Here is a 23,293-nt window from a genome sequence, read left to right as displayed (position 1 = left end):
GCGGGGCCCGGGAGGGTCCCTGTCATGCGAACCCAAACCCTCGGGGAAGCCCTTCCCGCCCGGGATCACCTGCCGGTGAACGTGGCCGGACGGCCCGTCCTGGACGTGGTCGTCCCCGTCTACAACGAGGAGAAGGACCTGGAGCCGTGCGTCCGCCGGCTCCACGAGCACCTCCTCCGGACCTTCCCGTACGGCTTCCGCATCACCGTCGCCGACAACGCCTCCACCGACACCACCCCCGACGTCGCCGCCGCCCTCGCCGCCGAGCTGCCCGAGGTGCGCTCCGTACGGCTCGAACAGAAAGGCCGCGGCCGGGCGCTGCGGACCGTGTGGTCGGCCTCGGACGCGCCCGTCCTCGCCTACATGGACGTGGACCTGTCCACCGACCTCAACGCGCTGCTCCCGCTGGTCGCGCCGCTCATCTCCGGCCACTCGGACCTGGCGATCGGCTCCCGGCTCGCCCGCTCCTCGCGGGTGGTGCGCGGCCCGAAGCGGGAGTTCATCTCGCGCGCCTACAACCTGATCCTGCGCTCCTCGCTCGCCGCCCGGTTCTCCGACGCGCAGTGCGGCTTCAAGGCCATACGGCGGGAGGTCGCCGAGCGGCTGCTGCCGATGGTGGAGGACACCGGCTGGTTCTTCGACACCGAGATGCTGGTCCTCGCCGAGCGGGCCGGGCTTCGCATCCACGAGGTACCGGTCGACTGGGTCGACGACCCCGACTCGACCGTCCACATCGTGAAGACCGCCACCGACGACCTCAAGGGAGTCTGGCGGGTGGGGCGGGCCCTCGCGACCGGTTCGCTGCCCCTCGACCGGCTCGCCCGGCCCTTCGGCGACGACCCCCGGGACCGTGAACTGAACGGTGTGCCGGGCGGCCTCGCCCGCCAGCTCGTCGGCTTCTGCGTGGTCGGGGTCCTGTCCACGCTCTTCTACCTGGCGCTGTACTCGGCCTTCCGCCTCGGCGTCGGCCCGCAGCTCGCCAACGCCGCCGCCCTCCTCGTCTCCGCCGTCGCCAACACGGCGGCCAACCGGCGCCTCACCTTCGGCGTACGGGGCCGGGACCGGGCCGTCCGCCACCAGGCGCAGGGGCTCGTGGTCTTCGCCATCGGCCTCGCCCTGACGAGCGGTTCGCTCGCCGCCCTCGGTGCGGCGACCGGCGACCCGGCGCACTCCACCGAGCTCGCCGTCCTGGTCGTCGCCAACCTCGCCGCGACCGTCCTGCGCTTCCTCCTCTTCCGGCTCTGGGTCTTCCCGGACCGCGCCTCAGCAAGGAACGAACGATGACCACTCCGCCCACCGCCGTCCATGCGGCGCCCCGCAGCGGCCGGCTCGCCCGGCTGTGGCGCGGCCGCGCCGAGGACGCCCCCTGGGTCCGGCCCGCCCTCCTCGGCCTGCTCGCCGCCACCACGCTGCTCTACCTGTGGAACCTGAGCTCCTCCGGCTACGCCAACTCCTTCTACTCCGCCGCCGTCCAGGCGGGCGGCGAGAGCTGGAAGGCCTTCTTCTTCGGCTCCCTCGACGCGGCCAACGCCATCACCGTCGACAAGCCGCCGGCCGCGCTCTGGCCGATGGCCCTGTCCGTCCGCCTCTTCGGGCTCGGCTCCTGGCAGATCCTCGTGCCCGAGGTGCTCATGGGCGTGGGCACGGTCGCCGTGCTGTACGCGGCCGTCCGGCGCCGGTTCGGGGCGGGCGCGGGCCTGATCGCGGGTACGGTCCTCGCGCTGACGCCGGTGGCCGCCCTGATGTTCCGCTTCAACAACCCGGACGCGCTGCTCGCGCTGCTCATGACGGTCGCGGTGTACTGCGTGCTGCGCGCCCTGGAGCTGGACGAGGGCGCGGCGAAGTGGCTCGTGTGGGCGGGCGTGGCCCTCGGCTTCGCCTTCCTCGCGAAGACCCTCCAGGCCTTCCTGATCCTGCCGGCGCTCGCCCTCGTGTACGTGGCGTGCGCGCCGGGCGGCTTCGTGCGGCGGCTCGGCCGGATCGCCCTGGGCGGGCTCGCGATGATCGTCTCGGCGGGCTGGTGGGTGGCCGCGGTCGAGCTGTGGCCGAAGTCCTCCCGTCCGTACGTCGGAGGCTCGCAGAACAACAGCTTCCTGGAGCTGACCTTCGGCTACAACGGCCTCGGCCGGATCAACGGCAACGAGACCGGCAGCGTCGGCGGCGGGGGCCGCGGCGGCGGCATGGGCGTGGACCTGCCCGCCGGGACGGATCTGCCCGCAGGCATGGAGCTCGGCGGCCGTGGTGGCGGCGGCTGGGGCGAGACCGGCATCGGCCGCATGTTCAACGACCAGGTCGGCGGTCAGATCTCCTGGCTGCTGCCGGCCGCGCTGCTCCTGCTCGTCGCGGGGCTCGTCGTCACCTGGCGGGCCTGCCGGACGGACACGGCGCGTTCCGCGTTCCTGGTGTGGGGCGGCTCGCTGCTCATGACGCTCGCCGTGTTCAGCTTCATGGCCGGCATCTTCCACGAGTACTACACGGTGGCCCTGGCCCCGTACGTCGCGGCGCTGATCGGCATGGGCGCGGCCGTGCTGTGGGAGGAGCGCACCCGGTGGCTCGCCTCGGCGGCGCTCGCCGTGACGGTGGCGGTGACGGCCTGGTGGGCGTGGACGCTGCTGGGCCGTACGCCGGACTGGCTGCCGTGGCTGCGCTGGACGGTCCTGGTGGCGGGCGCGGTCGCCGCGCTGGGTCTCCTTCTCGCGGGCCGGGTCGACCGGCGGCTCGGGCTCGCGGTGGCGGGCCTCGGCCTGGCGGCGGGGCTCGCGGGGCCGTTCGCGTACACCCTGGCCACGCTGGCCGACGGCCACCAGGGCTCGATCGTGACGGCGGGCCCGGCGGGCGCGGCCGCGGGCGGCCGCGGGCCGGGCATGCGCGGCGGCGGTACGCCGATGTTCGTGCTGTACGGGCCGGGCCCGGGCGGCGGCCAGGGCCAGGGCCAGGGGCCCGGCGGTGGTCAGGGCCAGGGTCAGGGTCAGGGACCCGGCGGTGGTCAGGGCCAGGGTGGTCCGGGAGGTGGCCAGGGCCAGGGTCAGGGTCAGGCGCCCGGTCAGGGTCAGGCCCCCGGCGGCGGCACGGGCGGCGGTCAGGCCGCCGGCGGTCCCGCCCGGTCCGCCGAGGGCGTGCGCCCCGGCACCGTCGGCGGTCTCCTCAACGGCGCGAACGTCCGCAGCGCGGCCAAGAGCAAGCTGCTGGCCGACGCCGATTCCTACACCTGGGTCGCCGCCGCCGTCGGCGCGCAGAACGCGGCCAGCTACCAGCTCGCCACCGAGGAGCCCGTGATGGCGATCGGCGGTTTCAACGGCAGCGACCCGTCGCCGACCCTCGCGCAGTTCAAGCAGTACGTGGCCGAGGGGAAGATCCACTACTTCATCGCGTCCGGCGGCGGCATGGGCGGCCCGGGCGGGGGCGGTAGCGGCGAGATCACCTCCTGGGTGGAGTCCACCTTCGAGAAGACCACCGTGGACGGTGCCACCTTCTACGACCTGACCAGCGGGAAGTAGCCACCGGAAAGTAATTCCTATACAGCGTACGAGACTCCTTGTACGGTGTACGAGACCTGCTCTCGTACACCGTATAAGGAGTCCTGCCATGACGGCGTCGACCACGCCCACCGGCGGCCATCCCCAGCGCTGGCTGATCCTCGGCGTCATCTGTCTCGCCCAGCTCACCGTGCTGCTCGACAACACCGTGCTCGGCGTCGCCATCCCCTCGCTGACCTCCGAGCTCCACGCCTCCACCACCGACATCCAGTGGATGATCAACGCCTACTCGCTCGTCCAGTCCGGCCTGCTGCTCACCGCCGGCAACGCCGCCGACCGCTACGGCCGCAAGAAGCTCCTCGCCGCCGGTCTCGCGCTCTTCGGCCTCGGCTCGCTCGCCGCGGGACTCGCCGACTCCACCGGGCAGCTGATCGCCGCCCGCGCGGGCATGGGCGTCGGCGGCGCGCTCCTGATGACCACCACCCTCGCCGTCGTCATGCAGATCTTCGGCGACGCGGAGCGGGTCAAGGCCATCGCGATCTGGTCCACGGTCGCCTCGCTCGGCTTCGCCGCCGGCCCGCTGATCGGCGGAGTGATCCTGAACCACTTCTGGTGGGGAATGATCTTCCTGATCAACATCCCGGTCGCGGCCCTCGGCCTCGTCGCCGTCCTCAAGCTGGTCCCCGAGTCCAAGAACCCGCAGGGCGAGCGCCCCGACCTGCTCGGCGCGCTGCTCTCCACCATCGGCATGACCGCCGTCGTGTACGCGATCATCAGCGGCCCCGAGCACGGCTGGCTCTCCGCGCAGGTCCTCGTCCCGGCCGCGATCGGTGTCGCCGGTCTGGGCGCCTTCGCGCTGTGGGAGCTGCGCACCCCGTACCCGATGCTCGACATGCACTTCTTCCGGAACCAGAAGTTCATCGGCGCCATCGGCGGCTCGATCCTGGTCGTCTTCGGCATGGGCGGCTCGCTCTTCCTGCTCACCCAGCACCTGCAGTTCGTCCTCGGGTACGAGCCGCTCGAAGCCGGTCTGCGGATGGCGCCGCTCGCCCTGACGATCGTCGGCCTCAACCTGACCGGCGTCGGCCCGCGGATCGTCATGAAGCTCGGCACCCCGCCCACCGTCGTCGTCGGCATGACCCTGGTCGCCGCCGGCCTCACCTCGATCGCGCTGCTCGGCGGCGGCACGGACGGCAGCTACTGGGGCATGCTGCTCGGCCTGGTCCTGATGGGCGTCGGCATCGCCGTCTCCTCCCCGGCCATGGCCAACGCGGTGATGAGCGCGATCCCGCCGGAGAAGGCGGGCGTGGGCGCCGGGATCAACGGCACGCTGGCCGAGTTCGGCAACGGCCTGGGCGTCGCCGTCCTCGGAGCCGTGCTCAACGCCCGCTTCGCCGCCCTCGTCGCCGTCACCGCCACCTCCCTGCCCGCCGCCCTGGCCGCCGCGGGCGGCGAGGCCGAGCGCCGGCAGATCTCGGACGCCTTCGCCTCCGGCCTCCAGACCAGCCAGCTGGTCGGCGCGATCGCCGTCTTCGCGGGCGGTCTCCTCGCGGCGGCCCTGCTCCAGCGCGCCGAGCGCGCGGAGAAGGCCGTGGCCACCGAGCAGCCGGTCGCTGCCTAGCATGGTGACGGACCGCTGAAGACGGAGGAACGCGATGGTCAAGGCAGCCGATCGGGCCAAGAACCCGGCGCGTTCCAGCGTCTGGCTGGAGCAGAGGGCCGCCCGCGGCGGCGGCGGCCCGGCCGGGCTCGACCGGGACCGGATCGTCGCCGCCTCGATCCGGATGCTCGACGAGGAGGGCCTGGCCAAGCTGTCGATGCGCAAGCTCGCGACCGAGCTGAACGTCACCGCGATGTCCCTGTACTGGTACGTGGACACCAAGGACGACATCCTCGAGTACGCCATGGACAGCGTCTACGGGGAGATCGACCTCGCGGCGGTCGACGCCGCCGCGGACTGGCAGGAGCGGATCCGCCTGCTCGCCCTGGACTACCGGCGGATGCTGGTCCGCCACGGGTGGATGTCGCCGAGCGCCGGCCAGTACCTGAACATCGGCCCGAACGCGATCGCCGTCGGCCAGAAGATCCACGACACGGTCGCGGAGACCGGCCTCTCGCTGGACCGGCGGCCGAGCGCGATGTCGGCGGTGTTCCAGTTCGTGTACGGCTACGGGACGATCGAGTCCCAGTTCGGCCGGCGCGCGGCGGCGGCCGGGATGTCGCAGGACGAGTTCTACGTGGACTCGGTGAACGCCTTCCGCGACGACCCGGACCTCACGGAGCAGGTGGAGGGGCTGAAGGAGATCCTCGACGAGCGGACCTCGCACGACAGCCTGAGCGTCGTCTGGGACCGGGACTTCGGCTACGCCCTGGACGTCCTGATCGCCGGCATCGAGGTCATGGTCGCGCGCGAGGCCGAAGAGGCGGGCCGTACGGAGAAGTGACGGGGCGGCGGGCCGTACGGAGAAGTGACGGGGCGGCGGGCCGTACGGAGAAGTGACGGAGCGGCGGGCCGTACGGAGAAATGACGGAGCGGCGGGCCGTCCCCTGCCCGCCGCTCCGTACCGGACCCGGCCGCGCCTCCGCTCGAAGCGCGCCCGGGAGCTCTGTTATTCGGCTTCCGCCTTCACCGTGTTGCTCTTCAGCGCGACTTCCTTGATGAACAGCGTCACCACGAAGGCGAGCAGCGCGAACGGCGCCGAGTAGAGGAAGACGTCGGCGACACCGTGGCCGTACGCGTCCTCCATGACCGTGCGGATCGGGGCCGGCAGCTTGTCCATGTCGGGGATGCCGCCGCCCGAGCCGCCCTTGCCCAGGGCGGCCGCGGCCTTCGGGCCGAGCTCGGCCAGGCCTTCCTTGACGTAGTTCGTGACCCGGTGGGCCATGACCGCGCCGAGCGCCGAGACACCGACCGCACCGCCCAGGGAGCGGAAGAAGGTGACGACGGAGGAGGCGGCGCCGAGGTCGGCGGGGGCCACCTGGTTCTGGGTGCAGAGGACCAGGTTCTGCATCATCATGCCGAGGCCGAGGCCGAGGACCGCCATGAAGATCGCGATGTGCCAGTACGCCGTGTCGTAGCGGATCGTGCCGAGCAGGCCGAGGCCGCCGGCGGCCAGGGCGCCACCGCTGACCAGCCACGCCTTCCAGCGTCCGGTCTTGGTGATGATCAGGCCGGAGACCGTGGAGGAGATGAACAGGCCGCCGATCATCGGAATGGTGAGGACGCCGGACATCGTCGGCGACTCGTTCCGCGCCAGCTGGAAGTACTGGCTGAAGAAGACCGTGCCGGCGAACATCGCGACACCCACGAAGAGCGAGGCCAGCGAGGCGAGGGTGATCGTCCGGTTGCGGAAGAGGCGGAGCGGGATGATCGGCTCGCTCGCCCTGGACTCGACGAGCACGAAGCCCGCGCCGAGGAGGACCGAGCCGCCGACCATGGCGGCCGTCTGCCAGGACATCCAGTCGTACTTGTCGCCCGCGAAGGTGACCCAGATGAGGAGCAGGGAGACGGCGGCGCTGATGAAGAAGGCGCCGGCCCAGTCGACCTTGACCTGACGCTTCACGACGGGGAGCTTCAGGGTCTTCTGCAGGACGATCAGGGCGATGATCGCGAAGGGCACGCCGACGTAGAAGCACCAGCGCCAGCCGAGCCAGTCGGTGTCGGTGATGACGCCGCCGAGCAGCGGGCCGCCGACGGTGGCGACGGCGAAGGTCGCGCCGAGGTAGCCGCTGTAGCGGCCGCGCTCACGCGGGGCGATCATCGCGGCCAGGATGATCTGGGAGAGGGCGGTGAGACCGCCGACGCCGATGCCCTGGACGACACGGCAGGCGATGAGCATGCCGGTGCTCTGCGAGAGACCGGCGACGATCGAGCCCGCGACGTAGATGACCAGGGCTATCTGGACGAGGAGCTTCTTGGAGAAGAGGTCGGCGAGCTTGCCCCAGAGCGGGGTGGTCGCGGTCATCGCCAGGAGGGCGGCGGTCACCACCCAGGTGTAGGCGGACTGGCCGCCGCCCAGGTCGGTGATGATCTGGGGGAGGGCGTTGGAGACGATCGTCGAGGACAGGATGGCGACGAACATGCCGAGCAGCAGCCCGGACAGCGCCTCCATGATCTGCCGGTGCGTCATCGGGGCGGAGTCGCCGCCACCGCCGGTACCGGTGACACCGTCCCGCGCACCGGTGTCGGGCGTGGTCGTAGCCATGAACTTCCTTTTTTCTCAAGCGTGGTGGGCCTGGGCCCGGCAGTCCCCGAAGGAGTCGCGGAGGCGGGCCAGCAGGTGGGTGAGGAGTTCGACGTCGTCGTCGGACCACTCCGTGAGGTGGCGGGAGAAGGCCTCGGTCATGCGGCGGTCGAGCTCGCCGAGCATCGCGTGGCCCGATTCCGTGAGCCGCAGGATGCGGGAGCGCTTGTCGTCCGGGTCGGGCAGACGCTCGATCCAGCCGCGCTCCACGGTGTGGGCCACGTGGCGGCTGCACACGGACATGTCGACGGCCATGAGTTCGGCGAGTCGGCTCATCCGCATGTCGCCGTGATGGTTGACCAGGGCGAGCGCGGCCGCCGAGCCGCCCGGGCAGTCGACGGGAAGGGCGCGGGCGAGCCCTCGCTTCACGGCTCCGATCGCGCTCACCGAGCGGGCGAGTTCCTCGTATCTGTTCCGTGTCGCCATCGGGCACCCCCGTCCATCTTGTTGCTTAGGGCAACCATAGAGATGGTTGGTTGCTTCAGGCAAACTAAATCGGTCAAACGGCGCTAAAGAATCGGCAAAGGCGGATGGTCGGTGCCGGGGCTTGGGCCCCCCACCCCGACTTCGCTAGGGTCCTGGCCCATGGCACACAACCCCCAAGCACCGTACGGCCAGGGCCAGCCCCCTCAGGGTCCCGAGGGCTACGACCCCGCCGGCAGCACGCAGATGTTCCGCGCCTTCGTCGACGAGGGCACCCCGCAGCGGCAGCAGCCGCAGGCCGCGGCCGCGTCGGGCGGCCCCCGGGTCGGCCTGATCGTGGGCGTCGTCGCCGTGATCGTCGTCCTGGCGGCCGTCGCCTGGCTGGCGCTGGGCTGACCGCTCGGTACCCCCGTGGAGGTGGGCCGGATCCGCATCGCGCGGACCCGGCCCACTTTTCTTTGCCGGGGTGGCAGCGGACGTACGGTGACGTCTCGCTCGAATGTTCCTGTATCGGGCACCGGATCGGCGATCGTACGGTAATCCGCATGCAGCTCCGGTACTCGTTCCGCGTGTATCCGGACGGTCCGCAGCGTTCGGCGCTGGGAAGGGCGTTCGGGTGTGCGCGTGTCGTCTTCAACGACGCGCTTCGCGTCCGTGAGGACGCTCGTGCCGCCGGGCTGCCGTTCGTCTCCTCCGGGGAGCTGTCCAAACTGCTCACGGTGTCCAAACGGACCGAGGAACGGGCGTGGCTGGGCGAGGTGTCGGCAGTGGTGCTCCAACAGTCCCTGCGGGATCTGGACGCGGCGTACCGGAACTTCTTCGACGGACTGAAGGGGAAGCGCGCGAGGGCGGGCGCACCCCGGTTCAAGTCGCGGAAGGACAGCAAGCAGGCGATCCGGTTCACCGCGAACGCGAAGTGGAAAATCACGTCGGGCGGGAAGCTGCGTCTGCCGAAGATCGGGGATGTGCGGGTCAAGTGGTCGCGAGCCCTGCCGTCCGTGCCGTTGACCGTGACGGTGATCAGGGATGCGGCCGGGCGGTACTTCGCCTCGTTCGTCGTCGAGACCGATCCCGTCCCGCATCCCGAGGTGCAGCCGGTCGTCGGTATCGACCTGGGTCTGGGGCACTTCGTGGTCCTCTCGGACGGTACGAAGATCGACGCTCCGCGGTTCCTGCGCCGGGCGGAGAAGGAGTTGAAGCAGGCCCAGCGGAATCTGGGCCGTAAGGCGAAAGGGTCGAACAACCGAGACAAGGCCCGCATCAAGGTCGCCCGCGCTCATGCGCGGGTGGCCGACGCTCGGCGTGAGTTCCACCATCAGCTCTCCACGAAGATCATCCGCGAGAACCAAGCGGTGGCGGTGGAGGACTTGGCGGTCAAGGCACTCGCCCGTACGCGTCTGGCCAAGTCCGTCCATGACGCGGGCTGGGCCGCGTTCGTCGCGATGCTGGAGTACAAGGCCGCCCTGTACGGCCGGACCTTTATCCGCATCGGACGCTTCGAGCCCACCAGTCAGCTCTGCTGCGTTTGCGGTACCAACGGTGGCCCCAAGCCCCTGCACGTCCGTATTTGGCAGTGCGGGACCTGTGGAGTCGTCCTCGACCGGGACATCAACGCGGCGATCAACATCGCCAAGGCCGCCGGACTGGCGGTGTCAGCCTGTGGAGCGCAGGTAAGACCGGTACTCGTACCGGCACAGCGCGGAGAAGCAGGAACCCACCCGGAGTCGCTCCTGGCAATGGCGCGTCAGACGGGCATCGCCCTCCTTCAGGCGGGCGAGGGAGTCAAACCGCGACCAGCCTCCAGATGAAGGACACCTCCGGCCTGGCGAAGCTGTTCTTCGGGCGCATCGGCAATCCGCTGCTCGCCCAGCGCCCGGAGCGGGGTGCGCTGCCCCAGCTGTACGCGGCGACCGATCCGTCCGTCGTGGGCGGCGAGTTCATCGGCCCGGACGGCATGGGCGAACTGCGCGGCGCCCCGACCCGCGTACGGCTCTCCGGCGCGGCCGGCGACCCCGGGACGGGCCGCCGGCTGTGGGAGGAGTCGGAGCGCCTGACCGGAGTGCGTTTTCTCGGCCCCTGACCGTGCCTAGGGGTGCTAGCTTTCTTCCTAGGGGCTCTAGGAAGGAGCTCCCGGAGTTCTGGGAACGGGGAAGTGCCTGTGGTGCGCGCCGGAATCACCGTCGACGGCCTCGTGCGGGCCGCCGCCGAGATGGCCGACGAGAGCGGACTCGACAAGGTCGGCGTCTCGGCCCTCGCCCGCCGCTTCGGCGTCAAGGACGCGAGCCTCTACTCGCACATCAGGAGCCTGCGGGACCTGCGGGTGCGGCTCGCGCTCCTCGCCTCGGGCGAGATGAACGACGCCATCGGCGTCGCCGTCGCGGGCCGCTCCGGCAAGGAGGCGTTCGTCGCCTTCGCCGACGCCTACCGCGACTACGCCCTCGCCCACCCCGGGCGGTACGCGGCCACGCAGCAGCGGATCGAACCGGCCGAGGTCGCCGACACCGCCGTCTTCCTGCGCGCCGTCGAGCTCACGCACGGGATGCTGCGCGGCTACGGCCTCCGGGAGCCCGACCTCACCGACGCGGCCCGCCTGCTCCGCAGCGCCTTCCACGGCTACATCCACCTCGAACTGAGCGGCGGCTTCGCGCACTCCCGCCCCGTCGCCGAGTCCTGGGCGCGCTCGCTCGACGCGCTCCACCACGTCCTGGAGAACTGGGGGAACAGCTCGTGAAGGCCGGAACGCTGAAGGTGGCCGGCGCCACCCTGAGGTACGAGACGCGCGGCAGCGGCCCCGTCCTGCTCCTGATCCCCGGCGGTGCGGGGGACGCCGGACTGTTCGAGGGGATGGCGGACCTCCTCGCGGACGCCGGGCACACGGTGGTCTCGTACGACCAGCGCGGCCTGTCCCGCAGCCCGCTCGACGGGCCCCTCGGCGACCAGCGGGTGGCCGAGTGGCGCGAGGACGCGCTCGCCGTCCTGGACGCGGTCTCGCCCGACGGGCCCGCGTACGTCTTCGGCAGCAGCTCCGGCGGCATCGTCGCCCTCGCCCTGCTCGCCGCCCGCCCGGACCGGGTGCGCCGGCTCGTCGCCCACGAGCCGCCCCTGGTGGAGCTGCTCGACGACCCCGCCCCGTACCGCGACCACTTCGCCGAGGTGCGCGAGCTGCACCGCACGCGGGGCCTCGGCCCGGCCATGGCCCGGTTCTCCGAGACGCCGGACGGCCGGAAGCCGGAGCGGCAGCACGGCGAACTCCCCGCCTCCATCCGGCCGATGGCCTCCCGCATGGCGGCCAACATGCCGGTCTTCCTGGAGCACGTCCTGTGCCCCTTCTCCTCCTCCGCCCCGGACCTGGACGGGCTGCGCGCCGCAGCCGGGAAGCTGGTCCTGGGCGTCGGGCGGGAGTCGGCGGATCAGGAGGCCCTGGTCGGGCCGTCCCGACGGATCGCGGAGCTGACCGGGGCGGAGACCATCGCGTTCCCCGGTGGGCACGTGGGCTGCGTGGAGCACCCGGCGGAGTTCGCGGAGGTGCTGGTCAGCGCCATGCGGCGGTGACCTCCCGGGTGTCGATCCGCATGCCGAGCGGCACCCGCCAGGACTCCACGCACACCGTGTACGTCTGCGTCCGCGCGGTCCCGGCGGCGATCGGCGCGGGCAGCGGCTGACGGGAGTCGACCGTCCCCCAGTCGGTGCCGAGCAGCCCGATGATGTGCGTCGCGAAGCCGACCGTGCCCGAAGTCGCCGCGGTGCCACCGGTGTTGCGGAAGGTCACGGTGACCCGCTGGCACCAGCGCCGGTCGCCGTCCGCGAGGCTCGGTGCGGAGACGGTCAGCACGGCGGGCCCGGGCGCGGTGGTCGGCACGGGCGAGGACGGGGACGTGCCGCCGGTGTCGGGCGGGGTGGGCGAGGGCGTGGCGGAGGGGGTACGGGGCGGGGTGCCGGCGCCGCCGCTGCCGGGCGCGGTCGTCGGAGCCGTACCGGATCCCGTACCCGATCCCGTACCCGATCCCGTACGGGAAGGCCCGGGGGTCCCGGAAGGTCCGGGGGCTCCAGGGGTCCCAGGGGCCCCCGAAGGGCCCGGAGAGGCCCCGCTGCCGCCCCCGGAAGACGCCCCGGGGGCCCCGGGGGCCGCGGGTGACGGGGACGACGTGCTGGACGTCGTCCCGCTCTCCGAGGGCTCCAGGGGGACCAGGGTGACCACGCCCGAAGGGGCGACCGCGCCCTTCGGGGAGGGGCCGGCGCCGACCGCCGCGTACCCCTCGCCGTCTCCTCCGCCGCCGCACGCGGTCAGCGCCCCGCCGAGGCAGAGCGCCACCGCCGCGAGTCCCGGCTTCCTTCGCCTCATGCGCCCCAGTCTGGCTGACGGGCCGTCAACAAGGCGGGCTTTTGGGGAAGTCAGTCGGAGATGAGGCCTTCGCGCAGCTGGGCGAGGGTGCGGGTGAGGAGCCGCGAGACGTGCATCTGCGAGATGCCGACCTCCTCGCCGATCTGCGACTGCGTCATGTTGGCGAAGAAGCGGAGCATGATGATCTGCCGCTCCCGGGGCGGCAGTTTGGCGAGTAGCGGCTTGAGCGACTCGCGGTACTCGACGCCTTCGAGGGCCGTGTCCTCGTAGCCGAGGCGGTCCGCGAGCGAGCCCTCGCCGCCGTCGTCCTCGGGCGAGGGGGAGTCGAGCGAGGAGGCCGTGTACGCGTTGCCGACGGCGAGGCCGTCGACGACGTCCTCCTCCGACACCCCGAGCACGGCCGCGAGTTCGGGGACGGTGGGGGAGCGGTCGAGCTTCTGGGCGAGCTCGTCGCTGGCCTTGGTGAGGGCGAGGCGCAGCTCCTGGAGCCGGCGCGGGACGCGCACCGACCAGGAGGTGTCGCGGAAGAAGCGCTTGATCTCGCCGACGACGGTCGGCATGGCGAACGTCGGGAACTCCACGCCCCGTTCGCAGTCGAAGCGGTCGATCGCCTTGATCAGGCCGATCGTGCCGACCTGGACGATGTCCTCCATCGGCTCGTTGCGGGAGCGGAAGCGGGCCGCCGCGTACCGCACGAGCGGGAGGTTGAGCTCGATGAGGGTGTCCCGGACGTAGGTCCGCTCCGGGCTGTCCGCGGCGGTGCCCTCGGCGTCGAGGGCGCGCAGCCGCAGGAAGAGCGAGCGCGAGAGGGTGCGGGTGTCGAGGGCTCCGGGCGTGACCGTCATCGGCGGCGGCGTGGCCTCCGCGCTGTCGGTCGCGGTCGGCGCCGTCGTCTGCGTGGGCACGGGAACGGGCGTGAGCGTGAGCACCTTCGAGCTGCCCAGTTCTGTGGACATGCCACCCCCTTGAGGTCGCGGACGGTCGCGGTGGCCGCGACCATCTGAGGAACGCAGCCTCCACCTGAATACCGGCGGCGGGGCTGCGGCAAACTCGGTTCCAGCAGAATGTCACATGTCGGCAACACGCTGTAGTGACTTGTCGACACGGAGAGCTGACATTTCCGCAGGAAACAAGGGGTGTACGGCATTTGGGGTGCCGGAGAACTGCTCCGAACCGGTCTACCCGTTTCGGTTACGCCTCGATCCTGTTTGCGGATCTCAAGCGGGCGAAGCTGCGGGCGAGGAGCCTTGACACGTGCATCTGGGAGACGCCGAGCTCCTGACTGATCTGAGACTGGGTCAAGTTGCTGTAGTAGCGCAGCATCAGGATCCGCTGCTCCCGCTCGGGCAGCTGGACGAGCAGGTGGCGGACGAGGTCGCGGTGCTCGACGCCGGCGAGGGCGGGGTCCTCGTAGCCGAGCCGGTCGAGCAGTCCGGGGAGCCCGTCGCCCTCCTGGGCGGCCTCCAGGGAGGTGGCGTGGTACGAGCGGCCGGCCTCGATGCAGGCGAGCACCTCGTCCTCGCCGATCCGCAGCCGCTCGGCGATCTCGGCGGTCGTGGGGGAGCGGCCGTGGGCGGTCGTCAGGTCCTCGGTGGCGCCGTTCACCTGGACCCAGAGCTCGTGCAGCCGGCGCGGCACGTGCACGGTCCGGACGTTGTCGCGGAAGTACCGCTTGATCTCGCCGACGACCGTGGGCATCGCGAAGGTGGGGAACTGCACGCCCCGGTCCGGGTCGAAGCGGTCGATGGCGTTGATCAGGCCGATGGTGCCGACCTGGACGACGTCCTCCATCGGCTCGTTGCGGGACCGGAAGCGGGCCGCCGCGTACCGCACGAGCGGCAGGTTCGCCTCGATGAGGGCCCCGCGGACCCGGTGGTGCTCGGGGGTCCCGGGCTCCAGGTTCTTGAGCTGCCCGAAGAGCACCTGGGTGAGCGCCCGGGTGTCGGCGCCCCGGCTGCTCTGCGGCCGGGGCCGCGGGGTGTCCGCGGCCCCGCCCGCCTCGTGCTGGGGCGGGACCTGAGGTGCTGTACTGGCCGGCACGTTCACGCCACCCCTTTGGCTGGTCTTGCTGGTCGACTGGGTCAACTACGGTCAACTCATCCGTCAAAAGCGGTCATAGCATCACAAGACATGTCCACTGTGTGCAAGCACCGCATAGCCACGTGTTGAGGGCATGTTGGCGGAAAAAGGGGAGGTCACGCACGGAAAAGGCCCCCCGCCGCGACGGCAGGGGGCCCAGGGGTGAAGCGGGGGACTAGAAGGCGTAGTCCGCGATCACCCAGGTAGCGAACTCGCGCCACTGGGCGACGCCCGCCTGGTGCGCGGGGTGGTCGAGGTAGCGCTGGAGGGCGTCCTTGTCCTCGACGGCCGAGTTGATGGCGAAGTCGTACGCGATCGGCCGGTCCGTGATGTTCCAGTCGCACTCCCAGAAGCGCAGCTCCGGGATCTGCTCGCCGAGCGCGCGGAACGCCTCGACACCGGCGACCACGCGCGGCTCGTCGCGGTCGACACCGTCGTTGAGCTTGAAGAGGACCAGATGGCGGATCACGGAAAGCTCCTAGTTGACGAGTTCGGTCATGAACTGACCGACTCCCTGGGCGGCGCTGGAAATGCCCTCGAACCCTACCTGCACCAGATCGGCCGCCCTGGCCGGGGAGGTGACGATCGTGTACAGCACAAAGACCACGACCGCGTAGAGCGCGACCTTCTTCGCTTGCGCCATCTGCCCAGCCCTCCCCTGTTCCCCCGCCGTACGACCGCGCCACTCTAACCGAGGCTTTATGGACCAAGGGCCCGACGATCGGGGCCTTTCGCCGCCCCCCGGAAGGGTGACGGGCGAGCAGTATGGATGTCGAGCCCGGCGGATCTGGCAGGAATCCACGGGGCTCCTGGAACCGGCCCGCACTGCGGGGTCCACGCCGTGAGCTTCCCCCCTGACTGCGGCGAGGGCTTGCAGGTCCGGTTCTCATCGGGGGGAGTGGCTTGTCCCCCCGATGCCGCTCCCCCCGTCCTACTTGGGAAGGCCCCGGTACGCGTCACCAGCGCGCACCGGGGCCTTCCGCGTACGGACCCGCGCCCGCACCGGAGATACGCCGAAGGGCCCGGTGCTGATGCACCGGGCCCTTCGATCGAAGCGGTAGCGGAGGGATTTGAACCCTCGGTGACTTGCGCCACACTCGCTTTCGAGGCGAGCTCCTTCGGCCGCTCGGACACGCTACCGAGAGAGAGCTTAGCCCAACTTGGCCCTGCGATGAAATCCGTATCGAAGACCAGGTCGGAGCGGGGGTCAGCGGGTCCGGAAGAAGGCCGTCAACTGCTCGGCGCACTCCTCGCCGAGGACGCCCTGGATCACCTCGGGACGGTGGTTCAGCCGGCGGTCCCGGACGAGGTCCCAGAGCGAACCGGTCGCGCCCGCCTTCTCGTCGAGCGCCCCGAACACCACCCGCTCGACCCGCGACTGGACGAGTGCGCCGGCGCACATCACGCACGGCTCCAGGGTCACGACGAGCGTGCAGCCCGTCAGCCGCCACTCGCCGGTCGCCGCGGCCGCCCGCCGCAGGGCGAGCACCTCGGCGTGCGCGGTGGGGTCGCCGGTGGCCTCCCGCTCGTTGTGCGCGCGGGCGAGCACGGCGCCGTCCGGCCCGAGCACGACCGCGCCGACCGGTACGTCACCGGCCGGCCCGGCCGCCTCGGCCTCGGCGATCGCGAGCCGCATGGCGTCCCGCCAGGGGTCCCGTACGGGGTCGGGCTCCCGTACGGGGTCGGGGTCCGGTACGGGGTCGGGGTCCGGTACGGGGTCGGGCTCCCGTACGGGGTCGGGGTCCCCTACGGGGTCGGTCATGGCCTTCGCCGCGGCCTTCGCCGTGGCGTGGCCCGTCGCCTCGCCCGTCGCGTCGGGGACAGGTACCGCGGGTGCCACTAGCGGACGGCCTCCAGGACGTCGGCGGCGCCCAGCGCGTCCGCGATCTCCGCGAGCGCGTCGGTGTCGAGGGCCAGCAGGTCCTCCGCCGACATGCCGAGGTCCGCGAGGATCAGCCGGTCGCCCACCGGAGCGGCCGGGACGGCCTCGGCGGCGACGGAGCCCGCCTCGTCCTCGTCCGTGTCGGCGTCCAGCGGCTCCCCGTCCTCGGTGCCGTCGAGGTCCAGCGTCTCCAGGTCGTCGACCAGGTCGTCCAGATCGTCCCCGAGGATCTCCCGGGTGAGCATCTCCCCGTACGAGGAACGGGCGGCGGCGGCCCCGTCCGAGACGTAGATACGAGGGTCTTCCTCACCCTCGATCCGGACGATCCCGAACCACGCGTCCTCCTGCTCGATGAAGACGATCACCGTGTCGTCGTCCGAGGCCTCACGGGCCAGCTCGGCCAGATCCGACAGGGTCTCCACGTCGTCGAGCTCCGTGTCGCTCGCTTCCCACCCGTCTTCGGTGCGCGCGAGCAGTGCGGCGAAGTACACCTGACTCTCTCCCACTGATCAGAGGTGTGACGTTCCGGCGGCGCGAGCCTGATGCCCCGCCCAATCGGCATCGTGACAGATGCGACGCCGTCAGGAGAGGTCTTCGGCTCTTGCGTCGTGCATCAGTCTGAACGACCCCGCTATCGGGCGGGCGTGCGACCCCGGCGCACGAAGGGGGCGCACAACGGATGATCCGTCCGGGACCTCACCAGCGGAAGGTGCGCATGCGCATCGCCTGGCGCATCCGGGCGGCCCGGGCGCGTCGCGGCTGCACCCGCTCGCGCAGCGCCTTGGCCTCGTTCAGCTCGCGGAGGAACTGGGCGCGGCGCCTGCGGCGCTCCGCGTCGGTCTCCGGTGCCGGCGCCCGGGCCGCCCCCTCGGCGGCTTCCTCGGCCGGTTCTTCCAGGTCGGGCATGGGCCACACCACCCCATCGCTGGGTCCCTGTGCCCCCACTTTCCCTCAGCGCCGTGGGTCGACGCCAGTGCGCGGCGGGCTACTGTTGAGTCATGCGTCTCCACGTCGTCGACCACCCCCTGGTCGCCCACAAGCTCACCACTCTGCGCGACAAGCGCACGGACTCCGCGACCTTCCGCCGTCTCGCCGACGAGCTGGTCACCCTGCTCGCCTACGAGGCCACCAGGGACGTGCGGACCGAGCAGGTCGACATCGAGACCCCCGTCACGCCCACGACCGGCGTGAAGCTGTCGCACCCGCGTCCGCTGGTGGTCCCGATCCTGCGCGCCGGACTCGGCATGCTCGACGGCATGGTCCGGCTGCTCCCGACGGCCGAGGTCGGCTTCCTCGGCATGATCCGCAACGAGGAGACGCTCGAGGCGTCGACCTACGCGACGCGGATGCCGGAGGACCTCTCGGGCCGCCAGGTGTACGTCCTGGACCCGATGCTGGCGACCGGCGGCACGCTGGTCGCGGCGATCCAGGAGCTCATCAAGCGCGGCGCCGACGACGTGACCGCGGTCGTGCTCCTCGCCGCCCCGGAGGGCGTCGAGGTCATGGAGCGCGAGCTCGCGGGCACGCCGGTGACCGTCGTGACGGCCTCGGTCGACGAGCGGCTCAACGAGAACGGCTACATCGTCCCGGGCCTGGGCGACGCGGGCGACCGCATGTACGGCTCCGCCGAGTAGGACACAGCCGGCTCCGCGGAGCAGGGCACTGCCGGCTCCGCCGAGTAGGACACAGCCGGCTCCGCCGAGCGGTACCTACTCAGCACTTCCCGGTCGGTACGGGCGCGGGCTTGGTCAGCGCGACCAGGGCCGCGTCCGCCGTCGCCTTCGGGGACAGCGTCTTGAACGCGGTCCCGATGATCAGGTCCACGTCCGCCGTGCCCCGGGTGTCCGTCTTGGTCGTGGCGCCCGCGAGCTGGGTTCCGAGGACCGGGAGGACGCCCTTGGTCGCCGCGGGCGCGCCGAGCAGCAGGCCGGCGCCCGGGACCTTCTTGTCGTAGGCGGTGGGCGCGTTCCCCACCTTGCCGATCTTGAAGCCGCGCTTCTTCAGCTCGTCCGCGGTCGTCTTCGCGAGTCCGCTGCGCGGGGTCGCGTTGTAGACGTTGACCGTGATCTGGGCGGGCTTGGGGAAGGCGGCGGCCGCGGGGGTCGGCTTGGGCGCGGGTTTGCAGTCGGCCTGCTTTCCGGCCGTCGTCTTCGTTCCCCCGTCGCCGGAGAAGACGTCGACGAGCTGCAGCGTCCCCCAGCCGGCCGCGCCGAGCACGACCACGGCGGCGGCGGACGCGAGGACGATCCTGCGCCGGCGGTGGGGGCGGCGCATGCGGGGGTAGACATCCCCCGTGATGCGGTACTTACCGCCCATGCCGGGGGGAGTGAGCATGCTCATGAACGCAGCGTAATGCCGCCCGTCGGCGATGCCTACTTGATGATCATGTGATCGCGTCCGGATGGGGGCGAACTGACCCCGAAAGGGTCAGCCGGGCCGTCGGTTCGGCCGTGCCGTCGGCTCAGTCGAGTTCCAGGACGCGGGCGTGCAGCACCTGGCGCTGCTGGAGCGCCGCGCGGACGGCGCGGTGCAGTCCGTCCTCGAGGTAGAGGTCGCCCTGCCACTTCACGACGTGCGCGAAGAGGTCGCCGTAGAAGGTGGAGTCCTCGGCGAGCAGGGTCTCCAGGTCCAGCTGGCCCTTGGTCGTCACCAGCTGGTCGAGGCGGACCGGGCGCGGGGCGACGTCCGCCCACTGCCGGGTGCTTTCCCGGCCGTGGTCGGGATACGGCTTTCCGTTTCCGATGCGCTTGAAGATCACACGGAAAGCCTACCGGGCGAGCGGCTACCGGCGCAGCCACGCGAGGGCAGTGGGATGCTGGTGCGAACCGTGACAAAACCGGAATTGGGGTGCCGTCATGAGCGTCAGCGAGCAGCCGCCGGAGACCGAAGGGACCGGGACGGCCCCCGTCTCCCCGGCGGCGCCCGCCGCCGGGATCGCCGCCGGGTACGCCTTCGACGGACCCGCACTCGATCTGGGGGCGCTGCTCTGGGACGGCGTCTGTCACCCGGAAGCGGGCATCCGCCTCCCGCTGCCCGTGCTCAACCGGCACGGTCTGGTCGCCGGAGCCACCGGCACCGGCAAGACGAAGACGCTCCAGCTGATCGCCGAGCAGCTCTCGGCGAACGGAGTGCCGGTCTTCCTCGCCGACATCAAGGGCGACGTCTCCGGCATCTCGGCGCCCGGCCAGGACGGCGAGAAGGTCCGGGAGCGGGCCGGGCAGGTCGGCCAGGAGTGGCGGGCGCGTGGCTTCCCCTGCGAGTTCTACGGGCTCGGGGGCACCGGCCCCGGCATCCCGGTCCGCGCCACGGTGACCAGTTTCGGTCCCGTACTGCTCTCCAAGGTGCTCCAGCTGAACCAGACGCAGGAGCAGTCGCTCGGGCTGATCTTCCACTACGCCGACTCCAAGGGTCTGGAGCTGGTCGACCTCAAGGACCTGCGGGCGGTGGTGGCCTTCCTGGTCTCGGACACCGGGAAGGCCGAGCTCAAGGGGATCGGCGGGCTGTCGACGGTGACGGCCGGGGTGATCCTGCGGTCGATCACGGCCTTCGAACAGCAGGGTGCGGGGGGCTTCTTCGGGGAGCCGGAGTTCGACACGGGCGAGTTCCTGCGGACGGCGGAGGACGGGCGCGGGATCGTCTCGGTCCTGGAGCTGCCGGCGGTGCAGGACGAGCCGCAGCTGTTCTCGACCTTCCTGATGTGGATGCTGGCGGACCTCTTCAACGACCTGCCCGAGGTCGGCGACCTGGAGAAGCCGAAGCTGGTCTTCTTCTTCGACGAGGCGCATCTGCTCTTCAAGGGCGCCTCGAAGGCGTTCCTGGAGTCGATCACGCAGACGGTGCGGCTGATCCGCTCGAAGGGCGTCGGGATCTTCTTCGTGACGCAGACCCCGAAGGACGTCCCCTCGGACGTGCTCGCGCAGCTCGGCAACCGGGTGCAGCACGCTTTGCGCGCCTTCACGCCGGACGACGCGAAGGCCCTGAAGGCGACGGTGCGGACCTTCCCGAACTCGCCGTACGACCTGGAGGAGGTGCTGACCGGGCTCGGTACGGGCGAGGCGGTGATCACCGTACTGAGTGAGCGGGGCGCGCCGACTCCGGTGGCGGCGACCCGGCTGCGGGCCCCCGAGTCGTTGATGGGGCCGGTCGACGCGGCGGTCCTGGACGCGGCGGTGAAGGCTTCCCCGCTGTACGGGCGGTACGCGGAGGCGGTGGACCGGGAGTCGGCGTACGAGAAGCTGACCGCCGAGCAGCGGGCGGCGGAGGCGGCGGCGCTGGAGGCGGCGGCCGCGAAGGAGGCCGAGAAGGAGGCAGCGAGGGCGGAGAAGGCCGAGAAGGCGGGGGCGAGGGCTCCCCGGCGGAAGGAGGAGCCCTCGCTGGCCGAACAGGTGGTGGACAGCGGGATCTTCAAGTCCCTGGCCCGGTCGGTCGGCACCCAGCTGGGCCGGGAGATCAGCCGATCGATCTTCGGGACGGCCCGCCGGAGGCGCTGACTAGGCGGTCACCTCGTCGTGGTCGCCGTGCAGGCCGCCGCCGCTGCCCGCGTCGCCGGTGGTCGGGGTGGAGACGACCGGCTTGCGCAGGGACGAGAGGTCGTGGGCGTAGGTGCCCACGGCGTTGGCGATGACGTCGATGTTCACGGCGAAGGCCGTCATGTCGATGTTGCTGAGGTCGTCGCCCTTGGCGTGGTAGTTCACGTCGTACGCGACGCCCGCCGTGCCGCCGAACCTGGCCGCCTGGGCGGCGGTCTTGATGCCCTCGGCGCCGGTGAAGGTGCCGCCGGAGGGGATGCCGACCTTGATGAACGGGCCGTAGTCGGAGCGGCCGGTGAAGTCGGTGCCCTCGTGCGGGACCCCGCGCCGGTCCATGAAGTCGGTGATGTCGCGCTCCAGTTGGGCGGAGCCCTCGGGGCCCGCGCCCGCGCCGACGCCGTCCGAGTTGTCGCCGTCGTACACGAACAGGCCGTAGTTCGGCGAGGCGATCATGTCGAAGTTGAGGTAGAGCTTGATCTCCTTCTTGTCGAGCGCGGTGAGGCTGTTGACGTAGTGCTCGGAGCCGAGGAGGCCGACCTCCTCCGCCGACCACCAGGCGAAGCGGACCTTGTTGCTGACCTTGTCCTTCGACTTGGCGAGCTCCAGGGCGGTCTGCAGGAGGCCGGCGGAGCCGGAGCCGTTGTCGTTGATGCCGGGGCCGGCGGTCACGGAGTCGAGGTGGGAGCCGAGGACCACGGTGTTGGCGGCGTTGCCGCCGCGGGTCTCCGCGATGACGTTGTTGGTGGTGCGCTTCTCCTGGAGCTGGCGGATCTCGAAGGAGAGCGAGACCGGGCCCTTGGCGAGGTCGGCGGCGAGCTGGGTGCCCTCGGCCAGGCTGATCCCGCCGGTGGGGATCGCACCGGACTCCGGGGTGCCGAGGGTGCCGGAGAGGGCTCCGTCGACGTTGTTGTAGACGACCGCGCCGACGGCGCCGGCCGCGGCGGCGTTCTGCTGCTTGATCGCGAAGGAGCAGACACCACGCTTGATCAGCGCGATCTTCCCGGTGAAGGTGCCGGTGGCGAAGTCGCCCGGCTCGCAGCCGGTGGAGCCGTCGGCGTCGACGGGCACGGCGGCGAGCTCGGCGGTGATGCCGCCGACCGGGGTGGACTTCGTGTACGTCATGGCCTTGATGTCGAGCGCCCGGGGCGCGGGCGCGACGACGGAGGCCTTCTCGGCGAGCGTCTGGGTGTAGATGAAGTCGAACTGCTGGTAGCGGACGTCGTATCCGGCCTTCTTGAGCTGTGTGTACACATAGGCGGCCGAGGCGTCGTGGCCGAGGGTGCCGGCCGCGCGGTTGCCGCCGGCGGAGTCGGCTATCGCCTGGAACTTCTGCAGGTGCTTGTAGGCGTCCTGGGCGGTGGTTTCGCGGACCAGCTTCTTCGCCAGCCGGGCGGCGTCGCGGGCGGGCGCGGCCGCCGGGTCCTGTCCCGCGGTGGCGGGGGAGGCGAGGACCAGCGGGGTGGCGAGGGCGGCGGCGGCGAGGATGGCCGCGGCTCGGCGCTGGGATGCGTTCACAGAAGTCCTTCCCGGTGCGGACGAGGTTGAGGGGAAGCTAGCGATCTCGGGGGCTTCTGTGAACAGATCCGTCACAATTCCTGTCAGGTCACGCAGGAATGAAATGTGGAATTATCAATTCCCGCCCGTTCAGGCGCCGTTCGCGATTTTCGCGGCCTTCGCTGCTTTGGCCGCCGCCTTCATCTCCTGCTTGTGCGCCCGCACCTTCGCGAGCGACTCCGGCCCCGTGATGTCGGCCGCCGAGCGGTGGCAGTTCTCCTCGCCGTACAGTCCGGCCGCCGCGCGCCAGCCCTCGGGCCGCACCCCGTACTGCTTGCCGAGCAGGGCCAGGAAGATCTGCGCCTTCTGCTTCCCGAAGCCGGGCAGCGCCTGGAGCCGCGCGAGCAGCTCCTTCCCGCTCGCCGCGTCCGCCCAGACGGCCTCGGCGTCGCCCCCGTACTCCTCGACGAGGAACTGGCACAGCTGCTGGATCCGGTGGGCCATCGAGCCCGGATAGCGGTGCACGGCCGGCTTCTCGGAGAGCAGCGCGGCGAACTCCTCCGGGTCCCGGGCGGCGATCTCGTGCGCGTCGAGGTCGTCGTGGCCCATGCGGGTCGCGATCGTGTACGGGCCGGAGAACGCCCACTCCATCGGGACCTGCTGGTCGAGGAGCATGCCGACGAGCGCGGCGAGCGGTGACCGGCCGAGCAGCGCGTCGGCCTCCGGCTGCTGGGCGAGGTGGATCTCGGGGGCCTTGGGACTCATGGACCGATCATCACGCGCGCGCGTGGCGCCCGCCCGGTGGATTCACCCCTTCGCGAAGC

At 71.3% G+C, this 23,293-nt stretch carries 24 protein-coding genes, 1 tRNA gene and 1 pseudogene; 11 read left to right on the top strand and 15 right to left on the bottom strand.

Features of this window, described 5'->3' with window-relative positions:
* The first annotated feature begins 24 nt into the window (after positions 1–24).
* The 4 genes from ACF07V_RS34075 (at position 25) to ACF07V_RS34060 (ending at position 5,920) form a co-directional block, all read left to right on the top strand.
* The gene (locus ACF07V_RS34075) at positions 25–1,284 is read left to right on the top strand and encodes a glycosyltransferase (protein WP_392159540.1); all 1,260 of its coding nucleotides are present in this window, start codon (positions 25–27) and stop codon (positions 1,282–1,284) included.
* Positions 1,281–3,497 carry an ArnT family glycosyltransferase gene (locus ACF07V_RS34070; protein WP_392159539.1) on the top strand — a complete coding sequence of 739 codons (2,217 nt, stop codon included), beginning with the start codon at positions 1,281–1,283 and terminating at the stop codon, positions 3,495–3,497. The genes ACF07V_RS34075 and ACF07V_RS34070 overlap by 4 nt, the downstream gene beginning before the upstream one ends.
* Positions 3,498–3,585: 88 nt before the next feature.
* Positions 3,586–5,097 (top strand): MFS transporter, encoded by a 1,512-nt coding sequence (locus ACF07V_RS34065; RefSeq protein WP_392159538.1) that lies wholly within the window; start codon positions 3,586–3,588, stop codon positions 5,095–5,097.
* Between the two features lie 34 nt (positions 5,098–5,131).
* Complete coding sequence (locus tag ACF07V_RS34060) at positions 5,132–5,920, top strand: TetR/AcrR family transcriptional regulator (protein ID WP_392159537.1); 789 nt, start codon at positions 5,132–5,134, stop codon at positions 5,918–5,920.
* A gap of 165 nt (positions 5,921–6,085) precedes the next feature.
* On the opposite strand, the gene ACF07V_RS34055 is transcribed toward ACF07V_RS34060, so the two are convergent.
* Together ACF07V_RS34055 and ACF07V_RS34050 are read right to left on the bottom strand one after the other, a co-directional pair.
* Positions 6,086–7,681, bottom strand: coding sequence for an MDR family MFS transporter (locus tag ACF07V_RS34055; RefSeq protein WP_392159536.1), 1,596 nt, complete (start codon positions 7,679–7,681; stop codon positions 6,086–6,088).
* 15 nt (positions 7,682–7,696) lie between these two features.
* A complete protein-coding gene (locus ACF07V_RS34050; protein ID WP_392159535.1) occupies positions 7,697–8,146 on the bottom strand; it encodes a MarR family winged helix-turn-helix transcriptional regulator in 450 nt (149 codons plus the stop codon).
* Positions 8,147–8,305: 159 nt separating this feature from the next.
* On the opposite strand from ACF07V_RS34050, the gene ACF07V_RS34045 reads away from it, so the two are divergent.
* The 5 genes and pseudogenes from ACF07V_RS34045 to ACF07V_RS34025 all read left to right on the top strand — a co-directional run bounded on the left by ACF07V_RS34045 (position 8,306) and on the right by ACF07V_RS34025 (position 11,695).
* A complete protein-coding gene (locus ACF07V_RS34045; RefSeq protein ID WP_030685489.1) occupies positions 8,306–8,539 on the top strand; it encodes a hypothetical protein in 234 nt (77 codons plus the stop codon).
* A gap of 149 nt (positions 8,540–8,688) precedes the next feature.
* Positions 8,689–9,951, top strand: a complete 1,263-nt coding sequence (locus ACF07V_RS34040; RefSeq protein ID WP_392159534.1) for an RNA-guided endonuclease InsQ/TnpB family protein — start codon at positions 8,689–8,691, stop codon at positions 9,949–9,951.
* Positions 9,930–10,223 (top strand): annotated as a pseudogene (locus tag ACF07V_RS34035) (short-chain dehydrogenase); the annotation flags it as partial. The gene ACF07V_RS34040 and the pseudogene ACF07V_RS34035, both read left to right, overlap by 22 nt.
* 78 nt (positions 10,224–10,301) lie before the next feature.
* Positions 10,302–10,874 carry a TetR/AcrR family transcriptional regulator gene (locus tag ACF07V_RS34030; protein WP_392159533.1) on the top strand — a complete coding sequence of 191 codons (573 nt, stop codon included), beginning with the start codon at positions 10,302–10,304 and terminating at the stop codon, positions 10,872–10,874.
* Positions 10,871–11,695, top strand: a complete 825-nt coding sequence (locus ACF07V_RS34025; protein ID WP_392159532.1) for an alpha/beta fold hydrolase — start codon at positions 10,871–10,873, stop codon at positions 11,693–11,695. The genes ACF07V_RS34030 and ACF07V_RS34025 overlap by 4 nt, the downstream gene beginning before the upstream one ends.
* Here the strand turns inward: ACF07V_RS34025 and ACF07V_RS34020 are convergent.
* From ACF07V_RS34020 to ACF07V_RS33980, 9 genes are all read right to left on the bottom strand, one after another.
* On the bottom strand, positions 11,676–12,485 hold the full coding sequence (locus ACF07V_RS34020; protein ID WP_392159531.1) for a hypothetical protein: 810 nt from the start codon (positions 12,483–12,485) through the stop codon (positions 11,676–11,678). The genes ACF07V_RS34025 and ACF07V_RS34020 overlap by 20 nt on opposite strands.
* A 50-nt stretch (positions 12,486–12,535) precedes the next feature.
* The gene (locus ACF07V_RS34015) at positions 12,536–13,441 is read right to left on the bottom strand and encodes an RNA polymerase sigma factor SigF (RefSeq protein ID WP_392159530.1); all 906 of its coding nucleotides are present in this window, start codon (positions 13,439–13,441) and stop codon (positions 12,536–12,538) included.
* Positions 13,442–13,676: 235 nt separating this feature from the next.
* Positions 13,677–14,525 (bottom strand): RNA polymerase sigma factor SigF, encoded by an 849-nt coding sequence (locus ACF07V_RS34010; RefSeq protein ID WP_369145437.1) that lies wholly within the window; start codon positions 14,523–14,525, stop codon positions 13,677–13,679.
* Positions 14,526–14,739: 214 nt separating this feature from the next.
* Positions 14,740–15,033: a Dabb family protein gene (locus ACF07V_RS34005; RefSeq protein WP_369145438.1), complete on the bottom strand. Its 294-nt coding sequence runs from the start codon at positions 15,031–15,033 to the stop codon at positions 14,740–14,742.
* Between the two features lie 9 nt (positions 15,034–15,042).
* Entirely contained in the window at positions 15,043–15,207 is a 165-nt protein-coding gene (locus tag ACF07V_RS34000) for a hypothetical protein (protein WP_177181689.1), read from the bottom strand.
* A 412-nt stretch (positions 15,208–15,619) separates the two neighbouring features.
* A tRNA-Ser gene (locus tag ACF07V_RS33995) sits at positions 15,620–15,704 on the bottom strand.
* Positions 15,705–15,771: 67 nt separating this feature from the next.
* Complete coding sequence (gene tadA / locus ACF07V_RS33990; RefSeq protein ID WP_392159609.1) at positions 15,772–16,200, bottom strand: tRNA adenosine(34) deaminase TadA; 429 nt, start codon at positions 16,198–16,200, stop codon at positions 15,772–15,774.
* Positions 16,201–16,403: 203 nt separating this feature from the next.
* Positions 16,404–16,937, bottom strand: a complete 534-nt coding sequence (locus ACF07V_RS33985) for a hypothetical protein (protein ID WP_392159608.1) — start codon at positions 16,935–16,937, stop codon at positions 16,404–16,406.
* Positions 16,938–17,142: 205 nt separating this feature from the next.
* Positions 17,143–17,352, bottom strand: coding sequence for a hypothetical protein (locus ACF07V_RS33980; RefSeq protein WP_392159529.1), 210 nt, complete (start codon positions 17,350–17,352; stop codon positions 17,143–17,145).
* A gap of 92 nt (positions 17,353–17,444) precedes the next feature.
* On the opposite strand from ACF07V_RS33980, the gene upp reads away from it, so the two are divergent.
* On the top strand, positions 17,445–18,080 hold the full coding sequence (upp, locus tag ACF07V_RS33975; protein ID WP_017240523.1) for a uracil phosphoribosyltransferase: 636 nt from the start codon (positions 17,445–17,447) through the stop codon (positions 18,078–18,080).
* A 79-nt stretch (positions 18,081–18,159) separates the two neighbouring features.
* On the opposite strand, the gene ACF07V_RS33970 is transcribed toward upp, so the two are convergent.
* On the bottom strand, positions 18,160–18,786 hold the full coding sequence (locus ACF07V_RS33970) for a LytR C-terminal domain-containing protein (protein ID WP_392159528.1): 627 nt from the start codon (positions 18,784–18,786) through the stop codon (positions 18,160–18,162).
* A gap of 121 nt (positions 18,787–18,907) precedes the next feature.
* Positions 18,908–19,204: a type II toxin-antitoxin system VapB family antitoxin gene (locus ACF07V_RS33965; RefSeq protein WP_030209440.1), complete on the bottom strand. Its 297-nt coding sequence runs from the start codon at positions 19,202–19,204 to the stop codon at positions 18,908–18,910.
* Positions 19,205–19,301: 97 nt separating this feature from the next.
* Here ACF07V_RS33965 and ACF07V_RS33960 point away from each other — a divergent pair, with 97 nt between their 5' ends.
* Entirely contained in the window at positions 19,302–20,936 is a 1,635-nt protein-coding gene (locus tag ACF07V_RS33960; protein WP_392159527.1) for a helicase HerA-like domain-containing protein, read from the top strand.
* Here ACF07V_RS33960 and ACF07V_RS33955 read toward each other — a convergent pair whose 3' ends face one another.
* Entirely contained in the window at positions 20,937–22,490 is a 1,554-nt protein-coding gene (locus tag ACF07V_RS33955) for a M28 family metallopeptidase (protein WP_392159526.1), read from the bottom strand.
* A 129-nt stretch (positions 22,491–22,619) separates the two neighbouring features.
* A complete protein-coding gene (locus tag ACF07V_RS33950; protein ID WP_392159525.1) occupies positions 22,620–23,234 on the bottom strand; it encodes an HhH-GPD-type base excision DNA repair protein in 615 nt (204 codons plus the stop codon).
* Positions 23,235–23,293: the final 59 nt, after the last annotated feature.

It is taken from the genome of Streptomyces sp. NPDC015661, assembly GCF_043077765.1.
Classification (GTDB): domain Bacteria; phylum Actinomycetota; class Actinomycetes; order Streptomycetales; family Streptomycetaceae; genus Streptomyces.
This window is presented reverse-complemented; position numbering and strand designations above follow the sequence as displayed.

Excerpts from the sequence above, each read along its gene's own strand:
- ACF07V_RS33960 (WP_392159527.1), top strand. The coding sequence starts at position 19,302 with ATGAGCGTCAGCGAGCAGCCGCCGGAGACCGAAGGGACCGGGACGGCC.
- ACF07V_RS34040 (WP_392159534.1), top strand. The coding sequence starts at position 8,689 with ATGCAGCTCCGGTACTCGTTCCGCGTGTATCCGGACGGTCCGCAGCGT.
- ACF07V_RS34000 (WP_177181689.1), bottom strand. The coding sequence starts at position 15,207 with ATGGCGCAAGCGAAGAAGGTCGCGCTCTACGCGGTCGTGGTCTTTGTG.
- ACF07V_RS33980 (WP_392159529.1), bottom strand. The coding sequence starts at position 17,352 with ATGCCCGACCTGGAAGAACCGGCCGAGGAAGCCGCCGAGGGGGCGGCC.
- ACF07V_RS34015 (WP_392159530.1), bottom strand. The coding sequence starts at position 13,441 with ATGTCCACAGAACTGGGCAGCTCGAAGGTGCTCACGCTCACGCCCGTT.
- ACF07V_RS33970 (WP_392159528.1), bottom strand. The coding sequence starts at position 18,786 with ATGAGCATGCTCACTCCCCCCGGCATGGGCGGTAAGTACCGCATCACG.
- tadA (WP_392159609.1), bottom strand. The coding sequence starts at position 16,200 with ATGCGGCTCGCGATCGCCGAGGCCGAGGCGGCCGGGCCGGCCGGTGAC.
- ACF07V_RS34020 (WP_392159531.1), bottom strand. The coding sequence starts at position 12,485 with ATGAGGCGAAGGAAGCCGGGACTCGCGGCGGTGGCGCTCTGCCTCGGC.
- upp (WP_017240523.1), top strand. The coding sequence starts at position 17,445 with ATGCGTCTCCACGTCGTCGACCACCCCCTGGTCGCCCACAAGCTCACC.
- ACF07V_RS34060 (WP_392159537.1), top strand. The coding sequence starts at position 5,132 with ATGGTCAAGGCAGCCGATCGGGCCAAGAACCCGGCGCGTTCCAGCGTC.
- ACF07V_RS34045 (WP_030685489.1), top strand. The coding sequence starts at position 8,306 with ATGGCACACAACCCCCAAGCACCGTACGGCCAGGGCCAGCCCCCTCAG.
- ACF07V_RS34055 (WP_392159536.1), bottom strand. The coding sequence starts at position 7,681 with ATGGCTACGACCACGCCCGACACCGGTGCGCGGGACGGTGTCACCGGT.
- ACF07V_RS34065 (WP_392159538.1), top strand. The coding sequence starts at position 3,586 with ATGACGGCGTCGACCACGCCCACCGGCGGCCATCCCCAGCGCTGGCTG.
- ACF07V_RS33950 (WP_392159525.1), bottom strand. The coding sequence starts at position 23,234 with ATGAGTCCCAAGGCCCCCGAGATCCACCTCGCCCAGCAGCCGGAGGCC.
- ACF07V_RS34050 (WP_392159535.1), bottom strand. The coding sequence starts at position 8,146 with ATGGCGACACGGAACAGATACGAGGAACTCGCCCGCTCGGTGAGCGCG.
- ACF07V_RS34070 (WP_392159539.1), top strand. The coding sequence starts at position 1,281 with ATGACCACTCCGCCCACCGCCGTCCATGCGGCGCCCCGCAGCGGCCGG.
- ACF07V_RS34075 (WP_392159540.1), top strand. The coding sequence starts at position 25 with ATGCGAACCCAAACCCTCGGGGAAGCCCTTCCCGCCCGGGATCACCTG.